This window comes from Marinobacterium weihaiense (genome assembly GCF_019061305.1).
Classification (GTDB): Bacteria; Pseudomonadota; Gammaproteobacteria; order Pseudomonadales; family Balneatricaceae; genus Marinobacterium; species Marinobacterium weihaiense.
In genome coordinates, this window is record NZ_JAHQZT010000042.1 from 1 (window position 1) to 12,223 (window position 12,223).

The 12,223-nt window shown below is 52.7% G+C and carries 14 protein-coding genes; 2 read left to right on the top strand and 12 right to left on the bottom strand.

All coding sequences use genetic code 11. From position 1 onward, the window contains the following. Positions 1–116: 116 nt before the first annotated feature. Complete coding sequence (locus KTN04_RS16085) at positions 117–368, top strand: TIGR03643 family protein (RefSeq protein ID WP_217336247.1); 252 nt, start codon at positions 117–119, stop codon at positions 366–368. A 78-nt stretch (positions 369–446) separates the two neighbouring features. On the opposite strand, the gene KTN04_RS16090 is transcribed toward KTN04_RS16085, so the two are convergent. From KTN04_RS16090 to KTN04_RS16100, 3 genes are all read right to left on the bottom strand, one after another. Then, a complete protein-coding gene (locus KTN04_RS16090; RefSeq protein WP_328515995.1) occupies positions 447–701 on the bottom strand; it encodes a transposase in 255 nt (84 codons plus the stop codon). Positions 702–881: 180 nt separating this feature from the next. Continuing rightward, positions 882–1,532 (bottom strand): peroxiredoxin, encoded by a 651-nt coding sequence (locus KTN04_RS16095; protein WP_217336248.1) that lies wholly within the window; start codon positions 1,530–1,532, stop codon positions 882–884. A 209-nt stretch (positions 1,533–1,741) separates the two neighbouring features. Then, positions 1,742–2,110 (bottom strand): hypothetical protein, encoded by a 369-nt coding sequence (locus KTN04_RS16100; protein WP_217336249.1) that lies wholly within the window; start codon positions 2,108–2,110, stop codon positions 1,742–1,744. A gap of 195 nt (positions 2,111–2,305) precedes the next feature. Between KTN04_RS16100 and KTN04_RS16105 the strand changes: the two genes are divergently transcribed. Then, positions 2,306–2,620: a NifB/NifX family molybdenum-iron cluster-binding protein gene (locus KTN04_RS16105; RefSeq protein ID WP_217336250.1), complete on the top strand. Its 315-nt coding sequence runs from the start codon at positions 2,306–2,308 to the stop codon at positions 2,618–2,620. A gap of 145 nt (positions 2,621–2,765) precedes the next feature. On the opposite strand, the gene KTN04_RS16110 is transcribed toward KTN04_RS16105, so the two are convergent. The 9 genes from KTN04_RS16110 to KTN04_RS16150 all read right to left on the bottom strand — a co-directional run. Then, positions 2,766–4,478, bottom strand: a complete 1,713-nt coding sequence (locus tag KTN04_RS16110; protein ID WP_217336251.1) for a SulP family inorganic anion transporter — start codon at positions 4,476–4,478, stop codon at positions 2,766–2,768. A gap of 24 nt (positions 4,479–4,502) precedes the next feature. Continuing rightward, positions 4,503–4,925, bottom strand: coding sequence for a TIGR01244 family sulfur transferase (locus KTN04_RS16115; RefSeq protein ID WP_217336252.1), 423 nt, complete (start codon positions 4,923–4,925; stop codon positions 4,503–4,505). 12 nt (positions 4,926–4,937) lie between these two features. Further along, a complete protein-coding gene (locus KTN04_RS16120; RefSeq protein ID WP_217336253.1) occupies positions 4,938–5,828 on the bottom strand; it encodes an MBL fold metallo-hydrolase in 891 nt (296 codons plus the stop codon). A 111-nt stretch (positions 5,829–5,939) separates the two neighbouring features. Beyond that, on the bottom strand, positions 5,940–7,151 hold the full coding sequence (locus tag KTN04_RS16125; RefSeq protein WP_217336254.1) for a TsoY family (seleno)protein: 1,212 nt from the start codon (positions 7,149–7,151) through the stop codon (positions 5,940–5,942). 350 nt (positions 7,152–7,501) lie between these two features. Beyond that, the gene (locus KTN04_RS16130; RefSeq protein WP_305799501.1) at positions 7,502–8,500 is read right to left on the bottom strand and encodes a cytochrome-c peroxidase; all 999 of its coding nucleotides are present in this window, start codon (positions 8,498–8,500) and stop codon (positions 7,502–7,504) included. A gap of 107 nt (positions 8,501–8,607) precedes the next feature. Then, positions 8,608–9,246, bottom strand: a complete 639-nt coding sequence (locus tag KTN04_RS16135) for a cytochrome b/b6 domain-containing protein (protein ID WP_254262622.1) — start codon at positions 9,244–9,246, stop codon at positions 8,608–8,610. Then, entirely contained in the window at positions 9,243–10,826 is a 1,584-nt protein-coding gene (locus KTN04_RS16140) for a tetrathionate reductase family octaheme c-type cytochrome (protein ID WP_217336255.1), read from the bottom strand. Before KTN04_RS16140 ends, KTN04_RS16135 begins: the two co-directional genes overlap by 4 nt. Before the next feature lie 665 nt (positions 10,827–11,491). Continuing rightward, positions 11,492–11,944 carry a hypothetical protein gene (locus KTN04_RS16145; RefSeq protein ID WP_217336256.1) on the bottom strand — a complete coding sequence of 151 codons (453 nt, stop codon included), beginning with the start codon at positions 11,942–11,944 and terminating at the stop codon, positions 11,492–11,494. A gap of 57 nt (positions 11,945–12,001) precedes the next feature. After that, a partial coding sequence (locus tag KTN04_RS16150) for a hypothetical protein (RefSeq protein ID WP_456085654.1) occupies positions 12,002–12,223 on the bottom strand: 222 nt, incomplete at its 5' end.

Consider the following 12,223-nt stretch of genomic DNA (forward strand, 5'->3'; position numbering starts at 1 on the left):
GGATGAATTGCTCAATGGCGTGGTACATGATGTCGCGAGCGACGAACCAAGGATAACGCCTTTGGCTTATATGATCATCCGGGATGCGACAGTTAAATCAACCATATGGATCCCCCATGTTGCTGTCATCTGAAGATCACTCCCGAATTATTGAGATGGCATGGGAGGACCGGACCCCATTCGAAGCCATTGAGCATTGCTACGGATTGTCGGAGGTTGGCGTGATACGCCTAATGCGACGCAGTCTCAAGTCAAGTAGCTTTAGGATGTGGCGAAAACGAGTATCTGGGCGAAGAAACAAGCATCTTCAGCTTCGACCAGCTGTGGTCAACCGTGGATTCGCACCCGGACAATATAAGCACCGATAGTCGTTGCTGGTGTACATTGCTATGTAGCGCTTACAGCTAGCCGTAATTAAGCATCTGCGCTCGTAGCCGACAACCTTCTCAATCATCGGAGCGAATGGTCTTAGAGCTGGCGAACCATTGATCTATTTTGACCAGATGCTTGCCTTGTGCCTTGGCCTTGTACTCCAGCTTCTGGATCAAGCTGAACCAGCTGGCGTCTGCGATATTCTTCGCCAGTTTCTGGTTCTTCAGCAGGTTTTTCACTTTTAATGTCTCGACCACTACGGCTTGGTTTTCGTCAATGAGTTGTCGGGACAGGTTGTGCTGGAAGACCAGATGTTGAGAGCGCAGGATTAATCCGCCTACACTGCCTGAAAAGGCAGTTGCAAGTGGTTAGAAAGGGGGAAAGTGTTGAATTACCGCGTCTGAGGCAGTGGCAACGACATTTGGTCAGACTTATTCGCAGTATTCCAAAACACCCTGCTGAATACTGTAGTTTTCAGCAGGGTGTATTACTTGGTCAAACAGTAGTTCTTAAGGCTGCTTGGTGGTACGCAGGTAAGGCAGTTTGACATCGATGTCGCCAAACTTCGCTTTCGCTTCTTCATCGTTCAGCGACAGCGCCACAATTACATCTTCGCCGACTTCCCAGTTTGCCGGAGTCGCGATCGGCACCTGGTAGGTTGCCTGCAGTGCATCCAGCGCACGCACAACTTCGGCGAAGTTACGACCGATTGACATTGGGTAGGTCATCGCCAGCTGCAGCTTCTTGTCCGGGCTGAAGATGAACACGACACGGACACTGGCAGAGTCAGCCGCGGTACGGCCATCCGGCAGGTAAGCATCGGCCGGAAGCATATCCAAAGCTTTGGCAACTGCCATGTCTTCGTCAGCAATGATCGGGAAGTTGGCAGGCGCGCCGGAGTACTTCTCGATATCCGCTTTCCACTCAACGTGCTCGTCAACGCCATCGACAGACAGACCGATCACTTTGGTGCCACGCTTTTCCCACTCGGCGGCCAGCTGAGCCACGGCACCAAACTCGGTGGTGCACACCGGAGTGAAGTCTTTCGGGTGGCTGAACAGGATTGCCCAGCTGTCGCCGATGAAATCATGAAGTTTGAAATCGCCCAGATCGGTTTTCAGATCAAGGTTCGGTACGATGTCATTGATACGAAGTGCCATCTGTTGTTTCTCCAGTTTCGTCCGTTGGTGGGCTTTTTTGCCCTTCACTGAGAACAATATATTCTAAGCTTATAACAAAATGAAATTTTACTTGGCAATAAGGATAATAGTCGAAACTTATTACACTGTCGTCATGATTGTCGAAGGCAGTTGGCCATTATTGCAGATGCGTCACCCCAGCCCACTTGGTAGCGGGTAGCCGCAAGCACTCAGGGCCTTAACTCCAACTCTGGCCGTGCCCGATCATCACCACGCAGTGCGCAGAACTCTTGCTTGCGCCCATCACTGTAATTGACTTGAACGTTGAACCCCATGCCCTTGCTGTGATTGAGGGCGAGGGTGCGCGTTTCACCGGGCGCTATGCGAAAGACCTGGATACGCGACTGGGTATCGGCACTGCCAAAATCCAGTTGAATGGACTCAATCATCACCTCACTGGCGTTATAAAACCCGACCTCCAGTCCAAGAGCAGGATGAGTCATACGACCTGCCACCCAGCCACCTGCCAACGCCAATAGCACACTGAAAAACAGCACTCGGCGAATCGAGGGTAACGCAAGTGCTGTTCGTAGTTTCATTGGTGTCATTCCGATCGTCATGCTGCAAAGTCCATGTCTGCACCTAGCCCATCAACCCAGCCACACGACTTGCACTATATTAGAAAATACTTAATATTGATTTTGTACTAAAGAGCATAAAAATGCGCTACTGAATCTGTATTTTTGCATACAGTTTGTACAGGTTTTTTCATCATTAGCCTGAGGTCGACGTCCATGAAAATTGCTGTCACCAGTCAGAATCGCAAAGCCGTTACCGAACATGCCGGACGCTGTCGAAAATTTTGGCTGTATACCGTCAACAATAGGCAGATAGTCGACAAAAGCTTGCTCGAATTGAGCAAAGAGCAGTCATTTCATGACAGCTCCCCACAGGATGAGCATCCGTTGGATGGTATTGACGTGCTCATAACTGCGGGTGCCGGTACGGGACTTTCGCAACGATTGGGGAAAAAAGGTATTCACTTGTTTATTACGGATGAGACCGAGCCTGACACCGCTATTCAGCGGTTTCTGGATACCGACCACTGACAGACACCCAACTTTGTCTGGATAACATAAGCCTGGAAAAAACCAAACCCGCGCGAAGAGAATCCCTTACACAACACTGACGATCAACAATGCACATAGCTTCTCCCAGCCGCAACCCAGCTGAACCTTATAGCGCTGAAGATGGTTAGTGTTCTGCCTTCAAACTCTGCCAGGCATCAAACGTACTCATGAACATGGCACCGCTCAGCTGCTTCGGGAACCCGATAAGCTCCAGCCGATCCATGACAGGCCCTTTGACTTCAGCCAGGTGGAGCTTGATGCCGGCATCTTTAAGGCGTGCATTAATAGATTCCAGGCTATCCAGCGCCGACGCATCGATATGATTGACCGCCTGACAGCTCAGTACCAGATGCCGTACTTTGGGACGCTGACTGACCAATGCCTGTATCTGATCTTCCAGGTAACGGGCGTTGGGAAAATAGAGGCTTTCATCCACCCGGATAACCAGCAGCTCGGGTGTCGTCTCTACACTGTGCCGTTCTACGTTTCGAAAATGCTCTGTACCGGCCACGCGGCCGACTACCGCCGTATGGGGTCGGCTGGTACGGTAGACATGCAACGCCAGAGACAAGCCGACACCCGCCAGAATGCCAGCCTCAACACCCTGCAATAACGTGATGACAACCGTTATCAGCATGGCCGAGAAATCGGCTTTGGAATAGCGCCAAGTATGCCTGATCGCATGGAAATCGATCAGTGAGAGCACGGCAATAATGATCGTGGCCGCCAGCGTTGCGATCGGCAGTGTCTGCAACAAAGGGGTCAGCCAGAGAATAACCGCCAGAATGCCCAGGGCGGTAAAAGCCCCGGCTGCAGGCGTGCGAGCCCCGGCATCAAAATTCACGACGGAGCGGGAAAAGCCCCCGGTAACCGGCATGCCGGTGCTGAATGCGGCCCCTAGGTTGGAACAACCAAGCGCAATCAACTCCTGGTCAGGCTCAATACGTTCACGACGCTTGGCCGCCAAGGTCTGGCCGACCGACACCGACTCCACAAAGCCGACGATACTGATCAGCAAGGCTCCGACCCAGAGTTGCCCCCAGAGGCTCCAATCTGATGTCGGCATAGCCAAGGGCGGCAGACCTGCGGGTACTTCTCCCACAACGGCAACACCCTTTTCGGCCAACGAAAATTGCGCGGTCATCCAGGTCGTCACGACAACGGCCAGAATCGGAGCCAAACGCCCGGCACCGCTTGCGATGCCTTGGCTACACCCCAGCCGCAGCATGGCAACACCCAGCCAGCGCCGGGCCGCAAAGAGAAACAACAGGGTACCGCCCCCCAACAGAAGCGTGATGACCTTCAGGTCCGGCAGTGCCTGCACCAAAGCGGCCAGCACCTCGGGGAAGTTATGGCCACTGGCCGATACGCCCAGCAGGTGCTTGAGCTGACTGAAAGCGATGATGACTGCGGATGCCGTAATAAACCCGGAAATGACGGGGTGACTGAGGAAGTTGGCCAGAAAGCCCAGGCGGAATACCCCCATCAGCGTCAGCATGCCCCCGGAGATAAACGTGAGCAGAATCACCATCGTCAGATAGGATTCACTTTCAGGTGCCACGATGCTGCCCGCCGTGGTGGCCGTCATCAACGCAATCACCGCAACAGGCCCAACCGACAAGGTTCGGCTGGTACCCAGGATCGCATAAACCAACAAGGGCGCGATGCTGGCATAAAGCCCCACTTCTGGCGGCAAACCGGCCAGCATGGCATAGGCCAGTGACTGCGGCACCAGCATCACGGTCACAATTATGGCCGCCAGGAGATCCTGATTGAGGGTTGCTAGGCGGTACGCCGGCAACCACTCAAGGATCGGGAGATACTGTCTGATATTCACTCAAATCCCTTTAGACCCGCCAGGTCACCGATTTATGAACGTATCTTTCTGCTCGTGCAGGTCGTGACCTGCGGCATGAGCGGCCTGCAACAGCGGCCCTATGTCACAGGTCGCCTGCTGCATCTGATTATGAATCCAGAGGGAGACGGCACGGCGCCCGCTGCGACAGAACCCCAGTATCGGCGTCGGCAACCTTTCAATCGCTGCACCAAAGGCTTCAATCACTTCAGGCGTGTATTCGCCCGGCGTGACGGGAATTTCGACCCACTCGATACCGACCGCTTCTGCCGCCTGACGCAATGCGGAATCGTCAACATGGTCCTCTGCTTCGCCCGGCATGCGATTACAGATGATCGCGCGAAAGCCACGTGATTTCAGTTCTGCCATGTCGCTCGGATAGATGGCATGGCAGATCGAAAAGCCGGGTTCAAGTTCCTTGATATCCATGAGAACCTCGCATTATTTGAACAGGTTAATCGGCACTTTCAGATACACCTGTCCGTTGTCTTCTGGTGGCGGCATTTCACCGGCACGCATGTTGACCTGAACCGATGGCAGAATCAGGGCTGGCATATTGAGCGTTGCGTCACGCTCGGATCTCATGCGCACAAACTCGTCTTCACTAATACCTTCATGCACATGCACGTTCTGCTCACGCTGCTCTGCCACTGTGGTTTGGTGACAGAATTCCTCCCGATCCGGTGCCTTGTAATCATGACAGAGGAAAATCCGTGTCTCGCCGGGCAGACTGAGTACTTTCTGAATGGAGCGGTAAAGGGTACGTGCATCACCACCGGGGAAGTCGCAACGTGCAGTACCATAGTCCGGCATGAACAGGGTATCACCGACGAATGCGGCATCACCGATCACATAGGTCAAGCAGGCAGGCGTATGCCCTGGGGTGTGCAGTACCTGCCCTTCAAGATTCCCGATCTTGAAGTGGTCGCCCTCTTTGAACAGTTGATCGAATTGACTGCCGTCACGTGCAAACTCGGTACCCGCGTTGAACGCCTTGCCGAAGGTATCCTGCACTACCGTAATCATGGCACCGATTCCGGTTTTGCCACCCAGTGCCTGGTGCAGATAGGGCGCGGCGGAAAGATGGTCCGCATGCACATGGGTTTCCAGGATCCATTCCACACTGAGACCCTGTTCACGCACATACGAAATAATCTCGTCGGCCGAGCGCACATCAGTGCGGCCGCTGGCATAATCAAAGTCGAGCACCGAGTCGATCAGGGCACAGGCATTCGAGTCAGGATCCTTCACGACGTAACTGAAGGTATTGGTCGGCTCATCGAAAAAGGCTTTCACCTGAGGCACGCTCGGGGGCCTGGTCACGTCATTCATGCTAACTCTCCTGCCACTCAAATTAGATGTGATCAATACTAAGCAATCTCCGGACAATCGTCCGCATTCTGTCGCTTGATTCTAACTATCGCCCTGATAGACGCGTTGTATTTACTGCATGGAGGCAATGGCAACGGGCTTGTGTCTCAGCAGACGACTGCTCAGGCGCAGCAATGCGGCCAGCGTTAATAACTGCACCACCGCAAGGCATGCAATACCCAACCAGTACACAGGGCCAAACGCAGTGACCATGCCGCCTTCCACCCACACCAGATGCCACCAGAACATGCCCATCACGAACACGGCCACCCCCGGGCAGATCAACCCGAAGCTGATGGGATTGCGCTGGTCACCCTGCAAATGGGCCTTGAGGTAGCCGTTTAGCTGCATTACACGATAGCCCAGCAGCATGACACCCAGCTGGAGCATGAAAATGGTCGTCAGCACGACAAATAACCGGCCCTGCTCGACTGAAGTGGAAAAGTGATGACTCAAGCCGTGCTGCATGCGCACCCACTCGATACCGAGCAGGGTCATGATCGGTACCAACATCCATATACTGGGAGTGGCCTGAGTCTGCAGACCATGCTGAAGCATCGCCTGCAGGCCGGAAATCAGTACCAGTACGCCGGTAACAACCGAAACCACCAGAAACAGGATCGACAGTGTCCCTGCCAATGCCGCCACAACCTGTGAGTGAGACATGGCAGCGGGAGCAGCCAAGCCCACGGACAACATGGCAAACGTAAAAACGGCAATGAGCGGTGACAGGTGGTTATGCTCTTCACTGCGGTAGCCACCACTTACCAACATCCGGCTCAGGTAACGGCCATACAGCTTGAGTGACCAGGCCCCGATAGCGGCAAAGGCCAACAGGGCCAATGGAAACAGATATTCCACGATGGACCACAAACCAGGCACCCAAAGCGCGCCCAATGCAAAACAGACATTGACGGTCATCGCCAACGTTAAAGGTTGAGTCATTAACTGAACTTCAGCCGGTGACCCAAGCAATCGTTTATAAGCGTCAGTCCGGCGTGCCGCGCTTTGTTCTCGAAGATTCCAAATCAGCAGCACAAAATGCAGCAACGCCAGCAACAGCATGAACAGTGTTGAAAGTATCGCGATCGGGCGGACGCCTGTGGGTAGTAAAACAGAACCGGCTAACAGAGCTTCAAGATGCTGCCAAGTCGGCATAGGGAAGCCTGGGTGGGGCAGCAGCCACATCAGATACATAAAGAAGGATATGGAAAGACCACCGGCCCCAAGAGCAGCCAGCCAATAGCTGGGGTGCCAGGCCTGTTCAGGGTCACGTCTAATCACAAGCTAACCTCTCTATCCCTAGCTTTGAGTACGTATGATTACGGGCAGGTTGGGGCGCACACTGCCTCGCTGGAGTAAAAAAGCAGTGTGCGGTCCAATCAGTAACAGGCACTGACCGGAAGCTGCTCCAAGCCGTGGGTATCAAAACAGCCTGGAGCAGACTTTGTGGCTGACGTTAAACATCAACAGCAAATAAGCCTCCCTTGCTTTTCACCATGGATTCCGAGAACACTCACTTTATTCTCGGAACGCCATCCACAGAGCAAATATATACCAAGTATAACTCTAAGCTATTTGCTTACTCCTATTGGCATCATAAGTAAAACCTATGATGACTAGGCGGACAATTATCAATCAAATGGTTTTGGTTTCGGTGTTTCGTCTACTGAAGGTGGCAAAATTGGCATCAGGAACTGCGGCTGGTCACCTGTGAGCGTTTTCATGAAAGCAACAATTTTGGCATTCTCTTCGTCCGTAAACTTGCGGCCCAGCTGCAGGCGTCCCATGATATCCGTTGCTTCAGTCAGAGTTTCAGCTTCTCCATCATGGAAGTAGGGGTAAGTCAGCTCAACGTTGCGGAGTGTCGGAACCTTAAAGGTAAAACGATCTGCGTCCTTGCCGGTCACAGCCGCACGACCTTCGACAGGATTATTGGTCTGGTACGGCTCCACAAGGCCCATTTTTTGGAACGAGTTACCCCCGACGGCAGGTCCATTGTGGCAAGCTACGCAGCCACTGGTTTTAAACAGCTCATAACCTTCTTGCTCATACTGAGTGATCGCATTTTTATCGCCTAGCAGCCACTGGTCAAAGCGAGCGTTGGGCGTCACCAGAGTGTTTTCGAACTCAGCTATTGCATTGGTGATCTTATCAATATTGACCTCTTCATCTCCGAACACGAGGCGGAAATCACGTACATAGCCAGGGATATTGCGGATCACATCTACCGCCAACACGTGCGTGAAGCCCATTTCTGCTGGGTTTTCAATAGGTCCACCAGCCTGCTCTTTCAGGTCAGCGGCTCGTCCATCCCAGAACTGCGCTACGTTCAGACTGGAGTTAAGCACGGTTGGTGAATTAATAGGGCCCTGTGCCCAGCCATGACCAATCGAGGTCTTTATATTATCAGTTCCTCCCATGCTCAAATTGTGGCAAGAATTACAAGAAATAAATCCAGACTTCGACAATCGCGGGTCAAAATAGAGCTTCTTACCTAACTCTGCGAGCGCCAAGTTAACATTTTTAACTGGCTCAATGGGCTGAATCGGCTCTTCCGCTTGAGCATGAGCTGCAAATACCGTAGCAGCTGCCGAGATAGCTGCAGCCATGAGTGGTTTGTTATATGCCATGACAGAGGTCCTTTTTATATCGTTTTGGCCTAAGAAAATTCCAAATTTGCTTCCATAAGTCATCATCATCATTTTGAAACAATTGTTCAACGTAAACATGAACTATATTACCCGGACACCTTCCCTGGCTTTCTGGCTTGCTTAGCTTCCATTTCCGTTTCTTCATCTTCATAGCCAGTAACCATCGGTTTGATCAGACTGAATACCGTTTTGCCCATCGTAGCCATATAGACATGCGCAATGATGAATATAAGCATCAGAAACGCGGCTCCCGTATGGACAAGCGCCACCCACTTCAGTGACAACAACTCCTCTGTCTTGGCCCAATCGTTGTAGAAGAGATAAAGCAGGCCAGAGCCCCAGATCAGCGGCGATATCATCAGCTTGAACCAGAGGTAGGCCAGGCGCTGCAGGGGGTTATGCTTGGCCTGGGTTGTTTTACGGAATGGATGTGACGCCCCGGTGAAGGTACCCACGGCATAGTAATGAATGACCGCGCCCAACTTATCGGTGGTCGGCAGATACTGGCGCCACTCACCGGTGGTGAAGTGCCAGAAAATGGCCAGCACCCAAAGGCCAATCAGGCACCAGGCTGCACTGGTGTGCAGCGATACCGCCTGATCAAAGCCGAATAACTGATAGGTGCCGTGAATTTCAAAACCGGTGGCCAATAGAAAAAAGATCAGGCCCGCCTGAGACCAATGCCAGAAACGTTCGAAGCGCTTGAACACCATGTGCTGTTTCATTTTGTTTTCCCCCTGCGCACGGTCATCATGATGCGGCCGCTTGCATGCAGCAGACTGCCAGCCAGCACCAACAGCGCGGCCCCCCAACCAATAGTATCCAGACTGACAGAGCGGTCTCGCCCTGGAATATATACACCCGTTATCGCATCCATGCGCCCGCTGCGGGCATGACACTCCTGACACGTCAGTGCATCAGCCGCGGGAGCCACCATATGCGTAATAGGCCAGTACATTTCAGTTTCGACAAAACCAAAGTCACCACTGAAAGGTTGCCCGGCCTGTTCTGCCCCCGCTTTTAGCGCCTTGGGCCAACTGAAGTTACTCCACAGCGCTGAATCATCGTCAGGGCTGAATACATGGGTCACGAGCAGGGTCTGATGAACACGGTCATAGGGTTGCTTGCCGTGCATAATCTTGAATGGCCAGATACGGGCACTGGCATCTGCAGCACTACCACCAATTTTGTTGATCTCGACAGGAGGGTGGGCTACATCCAGCTTTTCTTCCTTCAGAGTGTATTGAACAACGCCATTGAACCAGCGGTATTCCGGCACGACGTTTTCACCATGTCGGAAATCGCCTTTGGTACTGAAATAGGAGGGGTGGCCGTTATCATCCAACGCCTTAATCGGCTGCCCTGTTTCATCCAAACGCCCCGCTGTCGACCAGTCCCACCAGGTTTTAGTGGCAACGCCACCCCTGGCAAAAGCCGGAATATGGCAGCTCTGGCAAGCAACACGGTCTACATGTTCATTGATCTTTTTTTCTTCATGCGGACTAAATCCATGACAGGACTCACAGGAAGCACGGCTCATATCCGTGTGTCCCGGTACATCAATCCCCAGGCTGTCACGTGCGTTGGTCAGATACCGACTGCCTGTCACACTGTGCGCAGTCGTGGTATGGCAGTCGGCACAGCTTAAATCAGCTCCTTCAGACGACATATGAACATCAAGACTGAAGGGTGGCGTAATCAACGATGAGTCCAGATCACCATGTTTGACGCCATCGGCACCGCCACCGTTGAAATGACAGGCACCACAGTTCTGTCGACCGCTGCTGCCCACTTTTCTCGCGATGGCTGCAAGATCTGGCGGTGAGAGTACCTTGCCACTGCCGGACGGCACCTCTCGCAGTGAGTAAGCCGGATGACCCGCCGCCGCCGGCAGTTTCGCATACTGCCCAGTGGTGTCATGGCACACCAGACAATCGACCTTGTTTTCAGCCTGTGGGGGTGGCTGTTTCATGTCTTTCCAGTCATAACCAACGTGGCAGCTGGTGCAACGGGGCTCGTTGGAGGTCACCGAGCCACAAAAACTGTTAATGACGTGGCGTTTTCCCAACATCTGTCCCGTCACCGGATGCTCATACTCCCAAGTCCAGTGTAGGCTTTGTTGAATCTGCTCAGCCGCCTCAGTATGGCACTTCAGGCATGCTTCGGTGACCTCAGGACCTGAGTTGAATGGTCCTTGTAGAGATGTAAATCTTGAATGATCGGCGGTTGATGAATTTCGATCCAGTTGGGGCGCTGCGTCAGACTGAGCTGTCACCACCATTATCAGCATTACAGCAAGAGACATACATCCTTTGAGAACAGTACCACACCACATAGGGAATCCCTCTCATTAGTGGTCGTGATTATAAATCGGAACAGGGTTCAGTATAGACAGAATTTTGGATCGATAGAGCTGAACAGAATAACAGGGAAAGTGGAGTTACCTTGAGACAGGGCAGCTTTCTATGTCTGCTTTGGGTTGCAAACTAATGTCGGCAACGGCCCCATCAACTTCTGAAGTGTGCGCATAGCAGAAACCCCAATTCTTAGAAGCGTGTCAGCACACTGGTGAAGAGTGATCGAAGCTCCATGCCCCACTCATCCATTATCGCCCAGGACCACAAGACCAAACTCTGCAGCCTCACCACCCTGCTCATCTTCATCAAACATGCGGCAGGCCCGCCTCTTCTCTTTCAGTGTTGCTAGAGCGGAGAAAAAGCAGCTTTCGCACAAGTGCACCTCATATCGTTCGCCATCATGACGAGATCCATATCCCCATTCGGCTCGGAGTTCGCCAAATTGAGGGGGGGCGCTCCCCTCCGCCAGATGTACTGACACCACAGACATCGCAGCGAATGTCTTCGACAGCCTCGACAACCTTTTGCGTCATGATTTTCATGGATACTTGCTCTATGTATCGACTCTGTACCAGCATCAGATTACCAAGAAGGCGTAATCATCGTCGCTGATTCAGGCTAGTAGCTCTTTCGGCTCAACCGACCTAAAAATGCCGGTCTTGGTCATCTCACGCCGAAGATCAAACCTCTCAAGTGCTGCTATGGGGTCCACCTGGTCCAGCTGCTCAAAATTCAACTGCGCAAAGTCGTTTTTATCGACCCGTACTGACAGCAGATACTCATCATTAATATGCCCTGTGCCCTCATCCAGTCGTTGGGAATAGCCTGACACGACGACCCGCTCGACACCCGGAATCAGCGCCAGCACAACACCGGTCAAACGCAATACAACACCGTGGATATGCCGGGCGTACTCCTCGCGTAACTGACGGCCTGACTTCTGTTTGATCAACAATCGACGATTACGAGCGCCATAACGAGCCATGCGTGCCGGGATGTCCTCAATCTCGGGCAGGTCAACATCCAGGTAGACCGCTCGTCTGCTCAGATCGATATCAAAATCCACCAACGTTTCCCGGGGCCAGTCCAACTCGTTCAATTCCGCTGTGAGGATCTCCACGATTCATGACTGATCTTTGCCAAGCTGATCATGGAAAGCGTCGGCCCGTTGTTCCTCCTGTTGCTGATGTGCGGCCCACGCAGAATTCCATTCGGCCACTTGTTGCTCATACTGTTGGTGCTGTTGTTCGTAGGTGTCAAGTCCCGCATGATTATAAGGTCGCTTTTTAAAAAGTTCCGGATGGGTTTTATGCCACTCCTTCATCGCCATGATGGGTGGTTTGGA

Bases quoted from the DNA above. Each gene is read 5' to 3' on its own strand.
- KTN04_RS16100 (WP_217336249.1), bottom strand. From the start codon at position 2,110: ATGAAACTACGAACAGCACTTGCGTTACCCTCGATTCGCCGAGTGCTG.
- KTN04_RS16095 (WP_217336248.1), bottom strand. From the start codon at position 1,532: ATGGCACTTCGTATCAATGACATCGTACCGAACCTTGATCTGAAAACC.
- KTN04_RS16085 (WP_217336247.1), top strand. From the start codon at position 117: ATGTTGCTGTCATCTGAAGATCACTCCCGAATTATTGAGATGGCATGG.
- KTN04_RS16130 (WP_305799501.1), bottom strand. From the start codon at position 8,500: ATGGCATATAACAAACCACTCATGGCTGCAGCTATCTCGGCAGCTGCT.
- KTN04_RS16120 (WP_217336253.1), bottom strand. From the start codon at position 5,828: ATGAATGACGTGACCAGGCCCCCGAGCGTGCCTCAGGTGAAAGCCTTT.
- KTN04_RS16105 (WP_217336250.1), top strand. From the start codon at position 2,306: ATGAAAATTGCTGTCACCAGTCAGAATCGCAAAGCCGTTACCGAACAT.
- KTN04_RS16115 (WP_217336252.1), bottom strand. From the start codon at position 4,925: ATGGATATCAAGGAACTTGAACCCGGCTTTTCGATCTGCCATGCCATC.
- KTN04_RS16140 (WP_217336255.1), bottom strand. From the start codon at position 10,826: ATGTCTCTTGCTGTAATGCTGATAATGGTGGTGACAGCTCAGTCTGAC.
- KTN04_RS16135 (WP_254262622.1), bottom strand. From the start codon at position 9,246: ATGAAACAGCACATGGTGTTCAAGCGCTTCGAACGTTTCTGGCATTGG.